This window comes from Pseudomonas sp. TE31087, from assembly GCF_057284075.1.
The window spans coordinates 4,493,394-4,511,172 of record NZ_JBXVNN010000001.1 but is presented as its reverse complement, the minus strand read 5'-3'; the positions used below and the strand labels follow the sequence as shown (position 1 = coordinate 4,511,172).

General features: G+C 66.0%; 17 protein-coding genes. 4 read left to right on the top strand and 13 right to left on the bottom strand.

Annotated features, from left to right (window positions below; genetic code table 11):
• The first annotated feature begins 12 nt into the window (after positions 1-12).
• The 3 genes from ACZ899_RS20305 to ACZ899_RS20295 are packed head-to-tail and all read left to right on the top strand — an operon-like array spanning position 13 to position 1,737.
• Positions 13-381 (top strand): YcfL family putative periplasmic lipoprotein, encoded by a 369-nt coding sequence (locus ACZ899_RS20305; RefSeq protein ID WP_186716015.1) that lies wholly within the window; start codon positions 13-15, stop codon positions 379-381.
• Between the two features lie 21 nt (positions 382-402).
• Positions 403-990 carry a penicillin-binding protein activator LpoB gene (lpoB, locus tag ACZ899_RS20300; protein ID WP_110735582.1) on the top strand — a complete coding sequence of 196 codons (588 nt, stop codon included), beginning with the start codon at positions 403-405 and terminating at the stop codon, positions 988-990.
• A 3-nt stretch (positions 991-993) separates the two neighbouring features.
• Positions 994-1,737: a penicillin-binding protein activator LpoB gene (locus ACZ899_RS20295; protein ID WP_203649489.1), complete on the top strand. Its 744-nt coding sequence runs from the start codon at positions 994-996 to the stop codon at positions 1,735-1,737.
• Positions 1,738-1,854: 117 nt separating this feature from the next.
• Here the strand turns inward: ACZ899_RS20295 and ACZ899_RS20290 are convergent, their stop codons facing one another.
• From ACZ899_RS20290 to ACZ899_RS20265, 6 genes are all read right to left on the bottom strand, one after another.
• Complete coding sequence (locus ACZ899_RS20290) at positions 1,855-3,273, bottom strand: efflux transporter outer membrane subunit (RefSeq protein WP_234562893.1); 1,419 nt, start codon at positions 3,271-3,273, stop codon at positions 1,855-1,857.
• Positions 3,270-4,145 carry an efflux RND transporter periplasmic adaptor subunit gene (locus ACZ899_RS20285; RefSeq protein ID WP_028689246.1) on the bottom strand — a complete coding sequence of 292 codons (876 nt, stop codon included), beginning with the start codon at positions 4,143-4,145 and terminating at the stop codon, positions 3,270-3,272. The genes ACZ899_RS20290 and ACZ899_RS20285 overlap by 4 nt, the downstream gene beginning before the upstream one ends.
• A complete protein-coding gene (locus ACZ899_RS20280) occupies positions 4,142-4,354 on the bottom strand; it encodes a DUF1656 domain-containing protein (RefSeq protein WP_016392395.1) in 213 nt (70 codons plus the stop codon). The genes ACZ899_RS20285 and ACZ899_RS20280 overlap by 4 nt, the downstream gene beginning before the upstream one ends.
• A complete protein-coding gene (locus tag ACZ899_RS20275) occupies positions 4,351-6,438 on the bottom strand; it encodes an FUSC family protein (RefSeq protein WP_050707483.1) in 2,088 nt (695 codons plus the stop codon). Before ACZ899_RS20275 ends, ACZ899_RS20280 begins: the two co-directional genes overlap by 4 nt.
• Entirely contained in the window at positions 6,435-6,872 is a 438-nt protein-coding gene (locus tag ACZ899_RS20270) for a MarR family winged helix-turn-helix transcriptional regulator (protein WP_028689248.1), read from the bottom strand. The genes ACZ899_RS20275 and ACZ899_RS20270 overlap by 4 nt, the downstream gene beginning before the upstream one ends.
• Before the next feature lie 274 nt (positions 6,873-7,146).
• Positions 7,147-7,959: a tetratricopeptide repeat protein gene (locus tag ACZ899_RS20265; protein WP_234562892.1), complete on the bottom strand. Its 813-nt coding sequence runs from the start codon at positions 7,957-7,959 to the stop codon at positions 7,147-7,149.
• A gap of 206 nt (positions 7,960-8,165) precedes the next feature.
• Between ACZ899_RS20265 and ACZ899_RS20260 the strand changes: the two genes are divergently transcribed.
• On the top strand, positions 8,166-8,723 hold the full coding sequence (locus ACZ899_RS20260) for a WCX domain-containing protein (protein WP_203649485.1): 558 nt from the start codon (positions 8,166-8,168) through the stop codon (positions 8,721-8,723).
• Positions 8,724-8,827: 104 nt separating this feature from the next.
• On the opposite strand, the gene ACZ899_RS20255 is transcribed toward ACZ899_RS20260, so the two are convergent.
• From ACZ899_RS20255 to ACZ899_RS20225, 7 genes are all read right to left on the bottom strand, one after another.
• Positions 8,828-9,691 (bottom strand): ABC transporter permease, encoded by an 864-nt coding sequence (locus ACZ899_RS20255; protein ID WP_203649476.1) that lies wholly within the window; start codon positions 9,689-9,691, stop codon positions 8,828-8,830.
• Positions 9,692-9,704: 13 nt separating this feature from the next.
• Positions 9,705-10,568: an ABC transporter ATP-binding protein gene (locus ACZ899_RS20250; RefSeq protein WP_234562891.1), complete on the bottom strand. Its 864-nt coding sequence runs from the start codon at positions 10,566-10,568 to the stop codon at positions 9,705-9,707.
• 6 nt (positions 10,569-10,574) lie between these two features.
• A complete protein-coding gene (locus tag ACZ899_RS20245) occupies positions 10,575-11,594 on the bottom strand; it encodes an ABC transporter substrate-binding protein (protein ID WP_234562890.1) in 1,020 nt (339 codons plus the stop codon).
• An 18-nt stretch (positions 11,595-11,612) separates the two neighbouring features.
• Positions 11,613-12,512: a TauD/TfdA dioxygenase family protein gene (locus ACZ899_RS20240; protein WP_234562889.1), complete on the bottom strand. Its 900-nt coding sequence runs from the start codon at positions 12,510-12,512 to the stop codon at positions 11,613-11,615.
• A 339-nt stretch (positions 12,513-12,851) separates the two neighbouring features.
• Positions 12,852-14,228, bottom strand: coding sequence for an HlyD family type I secretion periplasmic adaptor subunit (locus ACZ899_RS20235; protein WP_234562888.1), 1,377 nt, complete (start codon positions 14,226-14,228; stop codon positions 12,852-12,854).
• On the bottom strand, positions 14,218-16,374 hold the full coding sequence (locus ACZ899_RS20230; protein ID WP_203649469.1) for a type I secretion system permease/ATPase: 2,157 nt from the start codon (positions 16,372-16,374) through the stop codon (positions 14,218-14,220). The genes ACZ899_RS20235 and ACZ899_RS20230 overlap by 11 nt, the downstream gene beginning before the upstream one ends.
• A gap of 45 nt (positions 16,375-16,419) precedes the next feature.
• A complete protein-coding gene (locus tag ACZ899_RS20225; RefSeq protein WP_110735609.1) occupies positions 16,420-17,757 on the bottom strand; it encodes a TolC family outer membrane protein in 1,338 nt (445 codons plus the stop codon).
• Positions 17,758-17,779 lie beyond the last annotated feature (22 nt).

Genomic DNA, 17,779 nt, shown 5'->3' with positions numbered 1-17,779 from the left:
CAAGGATCGAACATGCGCAGAACATGCCTCGCCCTGGCCGCCGTCGCCCTCCTGGCCGGCTGCGCCACCCCGCCCCCTGCCCCCGGCAGCGCCGCCAGCAAGGTGGTGACCATGGGCCAGCTGGATGACATCGAAGTCGGCCAGATGCGCGTCGCCCGCGAAAACGGCTACCTCACCGTCAACGTGGCGCTGACCAACACCAGCCGCAGCAATCGCACGCTCTACTACCGCTTCGCCTGGCTGGGCAACGACGGCTTCCCGGTGGCCGACGAAGAGAGCTGGAAGGCCCTGCCGCTGTACGGCAAGCAGGCCAAGTTCCTCCCCGCCATCGCCCCGACCCCTGCTGCCCGCGACTTCCGCCTCGAAGTCCACACCCGGTAATCCCATTCAGGAGCACGTTCCATGTTTGCACGCCTTTCCCTCGCCGCCATCGCCATCGCCCTGGTCAGCGGCTGCAGCACCCCGTCGCCGGTTCTCGGCGGCAAGAACATCAGCTACGGCGACAGCAAGGCCGTCGAGCTGGTGACCAACGAGTTCGGTTCCACCGACCTGCAGATGATCGCCGAGAGCATGACCCGCTCCCTGGCCCAGTCCGGCGTGCTGCACGGCCGCCCGGTGGTGCAGGTGTACGACGTGAAGAACAAGACCAGCGAGTACATCGATACCCGCGAGATCACCACCTCGATCAAGACCCAACTGATGAAGTCCGGCGCCGCCCGCTTCGCCAGCGACAACACCGAGATGCAGAGCCAGGTCGACCAGCTCAAGCTGCAGAACCAGAGCGGCCTGTACAAGAAGAAGACCGTGGCCAAGACCGGCAACATGATCGCCGCCAAGTACCGCCTGGAAGGTTCGATCAGCTCGATCGTCAAGCGCAGCAGCGACTACAAGGACGTGTTCTACAAGTTCAGCCTGCAGCTGATCGACGTGGAAAGCGGCCTGGCCGAGTGGATGGACGAAAAAGAAATCCGCAAGACCACGGAGCGCTGATCGATGCGTGCATGGATGGCAATCATCGGCCTGGCCTGCGCCTTCGGTGCGCAGGCGGCCCCCAAGGTGGCGGTGACCGACCTGGCCTACCAGGCGCAGGTGGAGGAGTACATCCACACCATCAACGCCCAGAGCAGCGGCCAGGCCGGCATGTACCACGCCAGCGGCCAGTCGAGCTACAGCGAGTACGAGAGCCTCAACAGCTACATCGAGCAGACCGAACTGCGCAAGTTCGGTGGCGACATCAAGGGTGAGATCCTCAAGACCGGCATGTTCCAGCTGGTCCAGGGCCGCCCTTATACCGCCGACTCGAAGGAAGACGTCTACGACGTGATCCGCCGCATCAAGAACGGCGCGTTCAAGGGTGCCGACTACGTGCTGTTCGGCACCCTGTCGGACATCGACTTCCAGCAGGACATCAACTCGCTGGACCACACCGACAGCTACTCGGCGGTGCTGGGCCTGACCGTGGTCGCCGACTTCAGCCTGATCAACACCCGCACCTACGAGATCACCTCGGCGTTCACCGCCATGGGTGAGGGGCAGGACACCAAGCTGGTGAAGAGCCAGGACCGCCGCGTGACGCTGAACCGTCCGCGGGTGGTGCGTGATGTATCGAAGGCCCTGGGCGAAGATGTGGCGCAGCAGCTGGCCGAGCAGTTGGGCGGTTCTGTGCCCGGGCAGCCGAAGCAGCCACGCGGCCGGGACAACCTGCCGCCGGATGAGCCGGCGCAGGTGCTGAACTAAGCCTCCTCCCCAAGGCATATTGGGGCTTCATAGGGGCTCGTGGGAGCGGGCTTGCCCCGCGATGGATGGCACCGGCTTCGCCGGTATCGCGGGGCAAGCCCGCTCCCACGCCCTTCCTCAGGGCCTGGTGCTGTCCTTCCAGCCGCCGCCCAGTGCCAGGAACACCCCGATCTGCCCCATCGCCACCTGGCTGTTGGCCGCTGCCAGCTGCGCCCGCACGTCTGTATAGGTCCGCGTCGCCTGCAGGTCCGCCAGGAACGACTCACGCCCAACCCGGTAACGCAGATGCGTCTGGTCCGCCGACTCCTTGGCCGAGCGCTCCGCCTCGGCCAGTGCGTCGCGTCGATCCAGCAACGCGCTGTACTGCGCCAGGCGGGTCTGGGTTTCGCGAATGGCGTTGAGCACCACCCCGTCGAAATGCGCCAGCGCCGCCTGGGTCGAGGCCTCGGCCATGCGGATGCGCGCGCGGGTACCGTTGGTGGGGATGTTCCAGCTGATCTGCGGGCCGAAGCCCCAGCGGTTGGTGGCCGGCTCGCCGAGGTTCTCGAGAATGCCGATGGTGCCCACCTGGGCGCCGATGCTGATGTCCGGGTACAGCGCGCCGGTGGCCACGCCGATGCTGGCGGTGGCCGCCGCCAACTGGCGCTCGGCCTGACGCACGTCCGGACGGCGCTTGAGCAGGGCCGCGCCGTCACCGACCGGCACCAGCTGCGACAGATGGGGCAGTTCGGCGCAATCGGCGGTGCCGGCGGGCAATTGCTCGACCGGCTTGGCCAGTAACGCAGCAAGGGTGTAGAGGCCCGCCTCACGTTCGGCCTTGAAGCGCGGCAGTTCGGCGCGCAGGGACTTGAACTGGGTCTGCGAACGGGTGACCTGGGTCTCGTCGCCACGCCCGGCGTCGCGCAGGCGCTGGGTCAGCTGCACGCTCTGCTGCTGCAGGTCCAGCGATTCGCGGGCGATGTGGTATTCCTCGTTGGCCGAGCACACTTGGGTATAGGCCTTGACCACATCGGCCACCAGGGTGATGCGCGCGGTGTCGGCGGCGGCCTGCACCGCGTCGGCGTTGGCCTTGGCGGCCTCGGTGCCACGCTTGAAGGTACCCCACAGGTCGAACTGGTAGCTGGCGCTGATGATCGCTTCGCCGATATTGGCCACCGGCACCTTCTCCGGCTGCAGGAAGGCCTCGCCGGACTCCTGCAGGCGCTGGGCGCCCAGCTTGACGCCACCGTTGAAACCACCCTGGGACTCGGCCACCTCCACCTGGGCGCGGGCCTTGGCGATGTTGGCGGCGGCCACGCGCAATTCGGTGTTGGCGCTCAGGGCCTGGCGCACCAGCTCGTTGAGCCGTTGATCCTGGTACAGCTGCCACCAATCCTCGGGCACCGGCGCCGAGACCACGCTGTCGGCGTCCTGGCGCAGCGGGCCATTGAGGTCACCACGCTGCACGGCGGCGTCCTTGGGCAGCTCGTAGTCAGGCCCGACCATCATGCAGGCCCCCAGGGACAGGCACAGCCCGGCCAGGATCAGCTGTTTCATGGGTGCTGGCCCTCGATGATCGACACCGTGGCGGTACGTCCGGCGATCATGCGGAAGTCTTCCGGCACTTCATCGAAGGCGATGCGCACCGGAATCCGCTGGGCCAGGCGCACCCAGCTGAACGCCGGGTTGACGTTGGGCAACAGGTTGGCGCCGCTGCTGCGGTCGCGGTCCTCGATGCCAGCGGCCAGGCTCTGCACCCGGCCACGCAGGCGGGTGTTGTCGCCCATCACGCGGATCTCCACGGCGTCGCCGATATGGATACCACCCAGCTTGGTCTCTTCGAAGTAGCCATCGACGTGGTACGAGGCGCTGTCGACCACCGACAGCACCGGGCGTCCGGCGCTGACGAACTCGTGGGCACGCGGGGCGCGGTCGTTGAGGTAGCCGTCCACCGGGCTGCGCACCACCGAGCGGTCGAGGTTGAGCTGGGCCACATCCACCTGCACCTGGGCCTCGTTCACCGCCGAGCGGGCGCGGGCCTCGCGAGACTGGCTTTCTTCAAGCTGCTCGGCCGCCACCAGGTTGCCCAGCTTGCGGTTGCGCTGTGCCTCGCGGGAGGCCTGGGCCAGGGTCTCCTGACGCTCGGCCAGGGTCGCCTTGGCCTGGCGCAGGGCCAGGGTGAAACGGTCCTGGTCGATGGTGAACAGCACGTCACCGCGCTTGATGGTCTGGTTGTCACGCACCTCGACCTTCTGGATCAGCCCGGACACATCCGGGGCGATCTGGATCACGTCGGCGCGGATATGACCGTCGCGGGTCCAGGGGGCGAACATGTAGTACACCACCATCTGCCACACGAGCACGGCGGCGAAGGTCACTACCAGCAAGGTCAGGACCACGCGGCCCAGGGTCAGCAAAGGTTTTTTCATGGCAGCATCAGGCTTCGGCAAAAGTGGTCCACCGCGCCAAGCAGCACGGCATACAGGGCAACGTTGAACAGCGCCCGGTGCCAGACCAGGCGGTAGAAATGCAGGCGCACCAGCACTGCGTGCACCCCGAGGAACAGCAGGTAGGTGCCAAACATCATCACCAGCAGCGTGGGCAGGAACACCCCGCTGATATCCAGTTCACCGATCACAGGGGCGCTCCGTCGAGCCCGGGGGGCAGTTGCGTTTGCTCGGCAGGCTCGAGCATCACTTCCACGCCCGGCAGCAGCGCCAGGCGCAGGCCGCTCAGGGCGTGCAGCAGGTGGGTGCGGGCGTCGCCGCGTTCGTAAAGCTCGTCCAGGTTCAACGCCAGGCGCGCACGCTCCATGTTGCGCAGCAGCGCCGCCGGGGCATGCAGGCGCTCGCCGGCGCGCAGGCAGGCGGCGTAGTGACTGCCAACCTCCTCGATCACCGTGCGCAGGCGCTCACGGGCCTCGGCGCCGGCACGCGGCAGGTAGGCCAGCAGGTCGAGCAGGTTCAGGCCCACGCGCAGGTCGCGCAGGGCCACGCCGCTGTCCTGGCCGGTCTGCGACAGCCGTGGCAGGTGCTGCATCAAGCGGTCAAGCATCTGCACGCCGACCTGGCGGTGTTCGGCCAGGGTGGCCGGCGCGGTCATCTCGACGATGTCGCGCCAGGTGAAGCGGGTCATGCGCTTGGCCGCCAGCTCCACGCCGAACGGGCGCACCACCAGGGTCCAGATGAAGGCGAACAGCAGGCCCACGGGGCCGGCCAGGTTGGCGTTGATGAAGGTGAAGAAGTCGGCGTCGTAGGCGCCCTGGATGCTGATGAAGGTCGAGGTGTTGACGATGGTCAGCAGGGTGCCAAGGTAGAAGCGCGGCTGCACGGTCAGGGTGCCGACGCAGATGAACGGCACGGCGAAGGCCAGCACCAGCATCGGGAAGTCGTGCAGGTTGGGCAGCACCAGGAACAGGTACAGGCTGGAGAAGATCACCGACATCAGGGTCCAGAAGAAGAACCGGTAGATCTGCGGCGCCGGGTCGTCCATGGCGGCGAAGAAGCTGCACGACACGGCGGCGAGGATCACCGCGCTGGCGCCGTCGTTCCAGCCCAGGCCGATCCACAGGCCGCAGGCGACGATAATGGCGGTGACGGTGGAGAACACCGAATAGAGCATCAGGCCACGGTCAAAGAACGGCGTCAGCCGGCCCAGGCGCCAGTGACGGTAGACCGCGCGCCACGGCGTGGCGTCGTCCTTGCGCAGTGCGTGCTGCAGGGTGCAGCAGTCCTGCCAGAGGTCGGCCCACTCGGTCAGGCGATAGAGGGCATTGGACAACAACAGCTCGGCACGCTGGTCGATGGCAGCGGCGCCGGGCTGCAGACGGTCGATCTGCTCGTGCAGGGCGGTCCAGCGCGCCACCGAGGCGCTGTCGGCAGTGCCCTTGAGCCACTCACGGGCAGCGTCGAGTACCGGCTTCAACTGAGCGAACTGGGCCGGGGCGCGGCCCTCGAGGGCGATCAGGGCGTCGTCCAGGGCATCGATCACCGGCAACAGGTGGATCATGCGGCCACGCAGCTCACGGGCATTTTTCAGGGTGTGCGGGCCGGCGCCTTCGTGGCCGAGCTGGCCGATCATCAATTCCAGCGAATTGAAGGTGGCGACCATCGCGCCACGCATGCCGCCGACCTTGTCGGCGCTGGCCTCGCGGGCCAAATAGGTATCGCTGTAGCGGATTGCCTCGGCGAACCAGTTGCCGGTCGCGCCCACCACCACCGGTGCCAGCCGGCGCGGCCAGAAAATCGCGCCGACCACCGCCGCGCAGACGATGCCCAGGCAGATCTCCTGGGCCCGGGAGGAAGCCACGTCGAACACTGCCAGCGGGTTGTCGACCACCGCCAGGGCGATCATCGGCAGGGTGTAGCCAGCCAGCATCAGCACGTAGTTGTTGGCCGTGCGCAGGTTCAGCGAAAGGAACAGCAGGGTGCCGGTCCACAGGGCGATGGCAATGCTCAGCAGCAGCGGCGACTGCACCAGCGGCGGCACCAGGAGAATCGCCCCGCCGGCGCCCAGCAACGTACCCAGCGCCCGGTACAACGCCTTGGAGGTGGTCGGGCCGAGGAACGGGCTGGAGACGATGTACACCGTGGCCATGGCCCAGTACGGGCGCGGCAGCTGCATCAGCAGGGCGATGTACAGGGCGATCATCGACGCGGCGAAGGTGCGCACGCCGTAGAACCAGTCACGGGCCGGTGGCACCGAGCTGAAGAAGCCGCTCATGGCATCACGCCCGCGGCTTCGAACGCCTGGATCACCCGCAAGGTGGCGTCCAGGTCGGCCTGGTCGATACCGCCGAGCACCTCACGGCGCAGGCGCACCAGCTCGCCTTCGATGGACTCGGCCAGGGCGCGCCCCTCGACGGTCAGGCTCAAGGCCTTGGCGCGGCGGTCCAGCGGGTCCTCGCTGCGGCAGACCAGTCCGGCCTTGCACAGCTGGTCGAGCAGGCGCACCAGCGACGGGCTTTCCAGCCCGGCCGCCTGCGCCACCGCCACCTGGTGCACGCCGTCGCCCAGGCGCACGATCATCAGCAGCGGCACGGCGCAGGCTTCGGAAATGCCGTAGCCGGTCAGGGCGCCCTGGCACAGGCGACGCCAGTGACGGGCGGCCACGACCATTCCGCTGCTGATTTTCAGGTGCAGTGCGTCAAGGGACATGTGGGAACCGAGGATATTCATAGTTTGCTAACTATCAATATACGCCCTGCCCTACCCCTGTCGTCAACCGGGGGTGACGGAGGGAGACGATGAAAGGTTGTTCATCTACCCGCTATCCGACCGGATAACGCGATCCCTGTAGGAGCGGCCTTGTGTCGCGAAAGGGGTGCGAAGCGCCCCCATGTTTCGTGCATCAAGCTGATATCGCCGGGGCTGCTACGCAGCCCTTTCGCGACACAAGGCCGCTCCTACAGGGGGCGTACCGTCTCTTTCCTCACGGCTGGATCTGGTCTTCCAGCTTCATGGTCAGCGCCAGGGTGCTGCCCATCTGGATCGCCTGGTCGCGCCAGCCCAGGTAGCGCGCCGCGTCGCAGCTGCTGAAATGCACGGCCAGCTCCTCGGCCGCCTGCATCACGCCGGTCGCCGCCGCCAGCTCCAGCCAATACAGCCCGGCCTTGGTGTCCGCCTCGACATACAGCCCATGCAACAACCGGTAACCCACCTCGAAGCGGCAGCGCGTCTCGCCGCGCTGGGCACCGCGCAGGAACCACTGGTAGGCCTCGAGCAGGTCGACCTGCCACACCTGGTCGCCCTCGCACACCTCTTCCTCGTACAAGTCGCCCAGCGCCGCGGCGGCATGCACCATGCCCCGCTCGAAGGCATGGCGGTAGTATTCGGCCGCGTTGGTGTACGAGACCTCCACGCCCTTGCCGAAGTAATGCTGCTGGCCCAGGTTGAACCAGGCCGCGGCATTGCCCTGCAGGGCGGCCATGCGCAGCAGGTGCCCGGCCAGCACGGTGTCGCCACGCCAGTACTTGCCGTTGAGCCAGATCCAGCCCAGGTCGTTGAGCGCCCCGACATTGCCCAGCAATGCGCGGCGGCACAGGTCATGGTAGACCGCCTGCAGGTCGACCGCCTCGTCCAGCCGATCAGTCAGGCCGAAGCGCTCGCCGCTCAGGGCCTGCTGGCTGGGCATGCCGATCCCGGCGAACAGCCTGTGGCGCTGCCCGGGGCGTGCCGGGACCGGGACGATCCGCTCGGGGAGAAGCCGGGCGAGCAGCGAATGGATATTGCTGGCGGCAGACATGTTCATCCTCATTGAACGACCCACAGCTCCAACCTCCACTGTGGTGAGGCGTGATTCTGCGCGATGCCACGACAAAACCTGTCGCGAACGAATTGATCCCAGGCAACCAAATGCATCTTCCTTGATCTGAGCACGCTGTGGCCAATTGCCATGCCCTACCCGTGCCGCCATCCTATGCCGGCAAGCCTAGACAAGGACGTTTCCTTTTGCCGTTCGCCACCACCCGCGCCACCCTCAGCCGCCAATGGGCCCTGCTCCGTCAGTTGCCCAGCCGCTCCCCCGGGATCACCAGTGCCGAACTGGTGTGGCGCCTGCGTGACGTGGGCTTCACCGTCAGCAAACGCACGGTCGAGCGTGATCTCAACGAGCTGTCGCTGATCTTTCCGTTGGAGCGCAACGACAAGAGCATCCCGTTTGGCTGGCACTGGTCGGCCAATGCCGGTGGCGAGCTGCGTGGGAATTTCGATCTGCAGGGTTACCTGCGCGGCGATACGCTGCAGCCCGGGCAAGGGGAAGGCGTCGAACTGCAGGCGTGGATCAGCGACCTGCTGGCCCGCCGGCTGCGCGAAGCGCCGTTGACCGCCGACATGCAGCTGACCGCCCTGGAGCAGGGGCACCGGCTGCGGGCGACGGTGGCGGATGGCTGGCCCCTGCGGTTGTGGTTGCTGAGCCAGGGGCAAGGGCTGGTGGTGGAAGCGCCGCAGGCGTTGCGCGAGGAGATTGCGCGGACATTGGCCAGTGCGGCGGCGCAATATCGGGATTGAGTTTTGCGTGATCTTCTTCGCGGGTAAACCCGCTCCCACAGGGTCCATGCATAACCTGTGGGAGCGGGTTTACCCACGAAGAAGGCAACACCGGCAGCACGAATCTAGCGCTGCATGCCCCAGCGCCGCACGGTCAGCCGCTCCAGGGTGTTGAACACCAGCCCCTCCACCAGCAGGCCGATCAGGATCACCACGGCCAACCCGGCAAACACCTTGTCGGTGTACAGCTCGTTGCGGTTCTGGAAGATGTACCAGCCCAGTCCGCCCTTGCCGCTGCTGGCGCCGAACACCAGCTCCGCGGCGATCAGCGTGCGCCAGGCGAAAGCCCAGCCGATCTTCAGCCCTGACAGGATCGATGGCAGCGCCGCTGGTACCAGAATGTGCAGCACCAGGCGCAGGCCGCGCAGCCCGTAGTTGCGTCCGGCCATGCGCAGGGTCTCGGACACGCCGAGAAAGCCCGCGTAGGTGTTCAGCGCCAGCGCCCACAGCACCGAGTGCACCAGCACGAAGATCAGGCTGTTGTCACCCAGGCCGAACCAGAGCAAAGCCAGCGGCAACAGGGCGATGGCCGGCAGCGGATTGAACATCGAGGTCAGCGTGCCCAGCAGGTCGCGCCCCACTTGCGTCGAGACGGCCAGGCTGGTCAGGCCGAAGGCCAGGACGATGCCCAGCACATAGCCTTTGAGCAGCACCACCAGCGATACGCCGACCTTGGCCGGCAGCTCGCCGCTGAGCAACCCGTCCCACAACGCGCTGGCGGTCTGCAGGAAGCTCGGCAGCAGCAGGTCGTTGCCGGTATAGCGGGCCACGGCCTCCCAGACCACCGCAAGCAGTACCAGGATCACGGCCTTGCGCAGCCAGCCCTGTTGCCACAAGCGTTGCACCGCCGGCAGCTCGCGCTCCAGCGGCACACCCGGCAGGGGTTGCAGCTGCACTTCGTATTCCTGGCGTACAGGTGTCGTTGTCATGCCCTGGCTCCTGTCAGTAGGCGATACGGATATCGTTGAAGCCCAGATCGTCCGCTGGCGTCGTGGCATCGGCCTCGTCGAACAGCAGCCGGTGGATGCGCCGGGCACTGGCCTGGAAGTCGCTGGCACCGAGGCTGCCGAGATCGTACTGGTGGCTGTGCACCTCGGCCCGCACCCGCCCGGGGTGCGGCGACAGCAGCAGGATACGATTGCCCACCACCAGTGCCTCTTCTATGGAGTGGGTGACGAACAGCAGGGTGAAGCGCACCTCCTCCCACAGCAGCAGCAGTTCTTCCTGCATCTTGCGCCGGGTCAGGGCGTCGAGGGCGGCGAACGGTTCGTCCATCAGCAGGATCTTTGGCTGCGTGGCCAATGCCCGGGCGATGGCCACGCGGGCTTTCATGCCACCGGAAAGGGTATGCGGATAGGCATCGGCGAAGGCGGCCAGGCCGACCTTCTCCAGGTAGTGCAGCGCCCGCTCCTCGGCCTCGGCGCGCTTGAGTTGGCCGGACACCAGCAGCGGGAACATCACGTTCTGCTTCACCGTCTTCCACGGCGGCAACTGGTCGAATTCCTGGAACACCACGATACGGTCAGGCCCTGGGCCACGCACCGGCTGGCCCTGGAGCAGGATCTGCCCTTCCCGGGGTTCGATGAAGCCGGCCACGGCCTTGAGCAAGGTGGACTTGCCGCAGCCGGACGGGCCGAGCAGGACGAAACGGTCGGCGCGGTCGACCTCGAAACTGACCTGGTGGGTGGCCCGCACCACGCGCTCGGCGGTGCGGTATTCAAGGCTCAGGTTGTCCACCGCCAGCAGCGGTGGGGTGGCGACACGGCTCAGGTTGCTGGCCGTGTGGCCTGGCAATGGGGCGGTCATCGGCGCTCAGCTCCCTTGCAACGGGCGTTCATCCTGGAAGAAATAGTCCTTCCACGATTCGGGCTTGTTCTTTATCGCGCCGACCCGGTAGAGAAACTCGGCCAGTTTGTAGGTGTTCTTCGGCGTGACGGTGAATTCGTACTGCGGGTTGTCGATCAGCTTGATCAGCGCCTCGCGGTCGATCTTGGCCTTGGTCACTCGGATGTAGGTGTCGGCGGCGGCGGCCTTGTCCTTCTGGGCGAAGTCGGCGGCTTCAGCCAGGGCATCGACGAAGGCCTTGTAGGTCTTGGGGTTGTCCTGGCGGAATTTCTCGGTGGCGAACAGCAGGGTCGGTGAGTTAGGGCCGAGCAGGTCGTAGCTGTTAAGCACCACGTGCACATTCTTGTTGGCCAGCACCTGGTCCTGGAACGGTGGGTTGGAGAAGTGCCCGTTGAGCTCGGTGCCGCCGGCCAGCAAGGCTGCGGTGGCATCGGGGTGCGGCACGGCCAGGGTGTACTTGTCGAGGCGGTTGTATTCCTTGTCGCCCCACTGCCGGGCGGCGGCATACTGCAGGAAGCGCGACTGCACCGACACGCCCACCGCCGGGACGGCGATACGGTCCTTGTCGGAGAGATCGGCGATGGTCTTCACATTGGGGTTGCTGCTGACCAGGTAGTACGGGAAGTTGCCCAGCGAGGCCACGGCCTTGACGTTCTGCCGGCCGCGGGTTCTATCCCACACGGTGAGCAGTGGCCCGACGCCGGCACCGGCGATGTCCACCGAGCCGGACAGCAACGCGTCGTTGATCGCCGCGCCGCCGGACAGCTGGGCCCAGTCGACCTTGATGTCGAGGCCCTGCTCCTTGCCGTGCTTCTCGATCAGTTGCTGATCACGCACTACGTTGAGCAGCAGGTAGACGATACCGAACTGCTCGGCGATGCGGATCTGCCCTTCGGCGTGGGCCACGGTCGGCGCCGCCAGGCTGCCTAGACCCAAGCTGGCGCCCAGGCCGATACTTGCCGCCAGGCGGCTGATGGAGTTGCGCATGACGTGTTTCCTCAGTCGTCAGAACGGGGCATCGCCCTGGATGGTGGTGCGGTACAGCTTGCGGCGCAGGTGCGCGGGGCAACCGCTGGCCAGGTGGATCAGCGAGCGGTTGTCCCAGAACACCAGGTCGTGGGGCAGCCATTGATGGCGGTAGATGTTCTGCTCCAGCACGCTCAGGGCGTACAGCTGTTGCAGCACATCGCGGCTCTCGTCATCCGGCAGGCCGACGATACGGGTGGTGAAGCCTTCGCTGACGAACAGCGCCTTGCGGCCGTTTTCCGGGTGGGTGCGCACCACCGGGTGGATGACCTCCTGGACCTGGGCCAGTTGCTCGGCGGTCAGCGTCGGGCGCCAGTTGCCTTCGAACTTGGTCTCGGCGTAACGGGCGGTGTAGGAGTGGGCGGCGCTGCGGCCCTCGACGACCCGACGCAGGGCCTCGGGCACGGTGTCCCAGGCCTTGTGCATGTCGGCGAACAAGGTGTCGCCGCCCTCGCTGGGCAGCTCCTGGGCGTGCAGCATCGAGCCCAGGCTCGGCAGCTCCTTGTACGACAGGTCCGAGTGCCAGAACTTGCCGGCATCGCCCAGGCCGACGTTGCGACCGTCCTCGACGATGTTGGACACGATCAGGATCTCGGGATGGCCGGCGAGCAGGAACTGCTTGAGCACATGGATCTGCAGCTCGCCGAAACGGCGGCTGAAGGCGATCTGCTGTTCAGGGGTGATGCGCTGGTCGCGGAACACCAGGACGTGGTGGTCCAGGTGGGCGCGGTGGATACGGGTGAAATCCTCGGCGTTGACCGCACGGGCCAGGTCGAGGCCGATGATCTCGGCACCGACGGCGCCGGGGAACGGGCGGATGTCGAAGGTTTGCGGCAGGGCGCTGTCGATGGTCGACAAGGCGTTCGAGGCGGCTGGCATTGTTCACTCCCACGCAGTGCGCGACTTCAGGGCGCGCAACGATCGGAAACGCACGGGGATTGCCCGTGTGGGTTCGAGTCGTGCGGCGCGCCGATTGGTCGGCGGGTACGCAGTGGGGTGACTATAAAGTCATAAGAACAGGATTTTAAATACCTTTAAGGCATATTCATATGAAGGGGTTGCACTTCAGCCCATGCGCCGACCTGTAGGAGCGGCCTTGTGTCGCGAAAGGGCCGCATAGCGGCCCCAGGATTTCAGCGTTGATGCAAAGATCGCCGGGGCCGCTTCGCGGCCCTTTCGCGACGCAAGGCCGCTCCTACAGGGATCGCGTAATGGCTGTCAGCGCTCGCGCAGCGCCTCGCTGCGGGCCTTGATGATCGGCTTGAGCAGATAGCTCATGATGGTCTTCTTGCCGGTCATGATATCCACCGTGGCCACCATCCCCGGGATGATCAAAAGCGGCTTGTCGTCCGTGCCCAGGTGGCTCTTGTCGGTACGCAGCTTGATCAGGTAGTAGGTGGTCTTCTTGTCTTCGTCGGTGATGGTGTCGGCGCCGATCTGCTCGAGCTTGGCCTTCATGCCGCCGTAGATGGTGTAGTCATAGGCGGTGAACTTGACCGTGGCTTCCTGGCCCGGGTGCAGGAAGGCGATGTCCTTGGGCAGGATCTTCGCCTCGACCACCAGCGTGTCGTCCAGTGGCACGATCTCGATGATGTCGCTGCCCGGCTGGATCACCCCGCCGATAGTGTTGACCAGCAACTGCTTGACGATGCCGCGCACCGGCGAGATGACCATGGTGCGGTGCACGCGGTCATCCAGCGCCTTGCTGGTGGCGGTGGCCTTGTTCAGCTCGGTGCGGGCCTCGTTGAGCTGGGTCAGCGCCTCGCTGCGGAACTTGCCGCGGGTCTCCTCGATCTTGCTCTCGACTTCCTTGATCGCCGCCTCGGCACGGGGGATGGCCAGGGCGGTGGAGTCCATCTGGCCACGGTTCTCGACCTCGGCGCGGCGCAGGCGCAGCACCTCGACCTGGGAGATCGCGCCCTGGGCCACCAGCGGCTCGGACATCGCGATTTCCTGGCGCAGCAACTGCAGGCTGTTGGCGTACTGGGCGCGCTTGGAGTTGAACTCGCGCAGTTCCTGCTGCTTCTGCACCAGCTGCTGCTGCAGGCCGCCAAGCTCGTCCTGCAGCTGCTGACGACGACTCAGGTACAGCGACTGTTCGTTGGCGGCCTGGCTCGGCGCGGCCTTGCGCAGCTCTTCGTCGATCTGCAGCGGCTTGTCCTCGACCTCGGCCGTCAGGCGCTGCACGCGCAGGGCCATGGCCAGGCGCGAGGCCTCGGTCTCGTCGACGTTGGAGGCGAAGCGGGTTTCATCCAGGCGCAGCAGCGGCTGGCCGACCTCGACGATCTCCCCTTCCTTGGCGAATATCTCGGCGACGATGCCGCCCTCGAGGTTCTGGATCTTCTGCACCTTGGAAGACGGGATGGCCTTGCCCTCCCCGCGCGTCACCTCGTCGATGGGCGCGACGCTGGCCCAGATGATAAGGAACAGGAAGAACGCGATCACGCCCCAGATGGTCAGGCGCACCACCCGCGGCGCGTCCTCGATCAGCGCCTTGTTGACCTCGGGCAACGGCTGCCCGGCCAACGACTCGGAGCCCTTGAAGTAGCGGCGCAGGTTGTCCTTGAAACGCCCGATATCCAGCTTATGCAACACTGATCTGCCCCTTCTTCAGCGCATCCATGACGGCGGCTTTCGGGCCATCCGCGACGATCTGTCCACGATCGATGACGATCAATCGGTCCACCAGCGACAGCAACGACGCCCGGTGGGTGACCAGCAGCACGGTCTTGTTCTCGATCACCGCGGCCAGGCGCTGCTTGAGACGCTCCTCGCCGGTGTTGTCCATGGCGCTGGTGGGTTCGTCGAGCAGCAGGATCTGCGGGTTGAGCAGCAGTGCCCGGCCCAGGGCGACGTTCTGCCGCTGGCCGCCGGAGAGGTTCTGGCCACGCTCGCCGACCTGCAGCTCGTAGCCGTCCGGATGCAGACGGGCGAACTCGTGCACGCCGGCCAGTTCCGCGGCCTGGAGGATCAGCTCGTCCTCGATGTAGCGGGCACCGCTGACCAGGTTGTCGCGCAGGGTGCCGGCCAGCAGCTGGATGTCCTGGGGCACGTAGCCGATGTTGTGGCGCAGTTCGCTGACGTCGATCTGGCGGATGTCCACGCCATCGACCAGCAGCGAGCCGTTGTCCGGTTCGTACAGGCCGACGATCAGCTTGGCCAGGGAGCTCTTGCCCGAGCCACTGCGGCCGATGATGCCGACCTTCTCACCCGGGCGGATGTTCAGGTTGATGCCCTTGAGCGCCTGGTTCTGCTGGTTCGGGTAGGTGAACTCGACGCCGCGGAATTCGATGGCGCCCTGCAGCACCTGGCGGCTCAGCGGGCGCTCCTCGAAGTTGCGCTCCTGGGGCAGCTCCATCATCTGGTCGGTGGCGACCATGGTCACCTTGGCTTGCTGGTAGCGGGCCAGCAGGCCGTTCAGCGAGCCCAGCGGGCCAAGGGCGCGACCGCTGAGCATGTAGCAGGCCACCAGGCCGCCCATGCTGAGGTTGCCGTCGATGATCAGGTACACGCCCACGCAGATCATCGCCACGCCGGCCAGTTGCTGGATCAGCGCGGTGATGTTCATGGCCAGGCCCGACAGCACCTTCACCCGCAGCTCCAGGCGGCTCAGGGTGCCGAGGGTCTGCTCCCACATGTACTGGCGCTCGCTCTCGGCGTTGTTGACCTTGACCGCATCCAGCCCGGCGAGGGTCTCGATCAGGCTCGACTGGCGCTCGGAGGCCAGGGCCATGGTGCGTTCCATGGTCGCCATCAACGGCTTCTGCAGGGCGTAGCCGATGCCCAGCGCCAACGGGAAGGCCAGGATCGGAATCCACACCAGGTGCCCACCGATGATGGCGATGACCATGAGGATCAGCAACGTGAACGGCAGGTCGATCAGACTGGTCAGGGTCAGCGAGGCGAGGAAGTCGCGCAGGCCCTGGAACTCGTGGATATTCTGGGCGAAGCTGCCGACCCGCGCCGGGCGGTACTTCATCGACATCCCGACAATGCGCTCGAACAGCGTCGCCGAGATGATCAGGTCGGTCTTCTTGCCGGCCAGGTCCAGGCACAGGCTGCGCAAACCCTTGAGGATCAGGTCGAAGACATAGGCACCGGCGATGCCGACCGCCAGCACCCACAGGGTCGAGGTGGCTTGGTTGGGCACCACGCGGTCGTACACGTTCATCACGAACAGCGGCGCGGCCAGGGCGATCAGGTTGATCACCAGGCTGGCGGCGATGGCATCGATGTACAGCCACTTGCTGCGCAGCAGGGTGTCGCGGAACCAGGAGCGCGCGCGCGGGATCAGGTTGCCGTGGTTGACGTCGAACTTGTGCTGCGGCTGGGCGAAGAACACCTTGCCGCTGTAGTCGCCCTGCAACGCTTCACGGGTGACATGCACCTCGCCGCCGTCGCTCTCGCTGAGCAGCAGGCGCGCGGTGTCTTCGTTCTCCCAGCCGAGCAGCACGGCGCAGCGGCCTTCCTTGAGCAGCAGCATCGCCGGCATGGCGATGCTGGGGATCTGCTCGAGCTTGCGCTGCAGCAGGCGCCCCTGCAGCCCGGCCCGGGCGGCTGCGCGGGGCAGCAGTTCGGCGGTCAGGCGCTGCGAGGGCAAGGGTAGCCCGGTGGTCAGCATGGCCCGGCTGGCGGGCTTCTGGTGCAGGACACACAGGGTCAGCAGACTGTCCAGCAGCGGGTCGTCATGCTGACTGCGTGGATCGTGGCTGAGTTGGACTCGACTGACTTCGGATTCCACGCGGCGCTCTCTTCATCCTTGCGGGGGTGATTCAAGGTGCGCCTTTCAGTTCATGCCTGGCAGGTTCACCTTGGGTTTCAGGTCGTTCTGCACAACGGAGGCCATCGGTGCTACGACACCCTGGCTCTTGAGCAGTTGACCAATGGTCGCCTTGATTCGGTACTGAGTAAACATTTGTGTGTTCTTCACCTCTACCAGACGACGCTGGGCGGTGAAGGTTTCATTCTCGCTGTCGAGCAGGTCGAGCAAGGTACGCTCGCCCAGGCCGAACTGCTGCTGGTAGGCGCTGCGCACGCGGTTGCTGTGATCGACATACTGCTGGGCGATCGGCACCTGGGCGTTGGCGTTCTCCAGAGCATTCCATGCCAAGCCTAACTCCTCATTGAGCTGGCGCAAGGCGTTGTTGCGAATGTCCAGGGCCTGGTTGGCCAGGTACGACTTCGATTCCAGGTCGGCCTTGTTGCTGCCACCGGCGTACAAATTGAAGTTCATGCGCAGCATGGCCTGCCATTCGTTGTTGTGGCCAACGGCGCCGTCGAGGTTGTTGTCGGCCGTTCGTCCGAGTTCGGCATCGAATCGCGGATAGAACGTAGACTTTGCCGCTTCGTATTGCTTCTCGGCGGCGGCGATGTCCGACTCGGCCGAACGCAGGATCGGGCTTTCCTCGACCAACTGGTGGCGAGCCTCGTCGAGGGTGGCCGGCAGCAGGTCGACAAATGGCGCGGGCGTGCTTAACTCGTCGGGCATTTGGCCGACGACGCTCAGGTAGTTGGTGTTGGCGTCGGCCAGGTTGGTCTGCTCGGTGATCAGGTTGTTGCGGGCCTGGGCCAGGCGCGCCTCGGCCTGGTCGAGGTCGGCCAGGCGACCGACGCCGCGGCTGGTGCGCAGCTTGATCTGGTCGAGGATGCGCTCGTGGTTGCGCAGGTTGTCTTCGGCCAGGCGCACCATCTCGCGGCGCGACAGCACGTCCAGGTAGACCTGGGCGACGGTCAGCGCGGTGCGCTCGGAGGTCCCCAGCAGGGAGTAGGCGCGGGCGTTGACAGTGGCCTGTTGACGGCCAACCTCGCTGGAGGTGGCGAAGCCGTCGAAGACCATCTGCCGCAGGCGGATAGCCGACTCGCCACGGTTCAGGGTCTCCCAGCGGTTGCGGGTGCTCGGGCTGTCGGTGCCCTCACGACCATAGCCGGCGGTCACGTCGACCCGCGGCAAATAGCCACCCTGGGCAGCGCGCAGCTGATAGTCCGCAGCCGTGCGGGCGTTCACGCCGGCCTGGATTTCCGGATGGACCTCGAGGGCCTTCTGCATGGCTTCGGGCAAGGTTTGTGCTTGAACGAATGTGGCGGCGAGAGCGAAAGGAAGAGCGGTGAACAGTGACGCACGCATTTTTACTGGTTCCCGAGAGAGC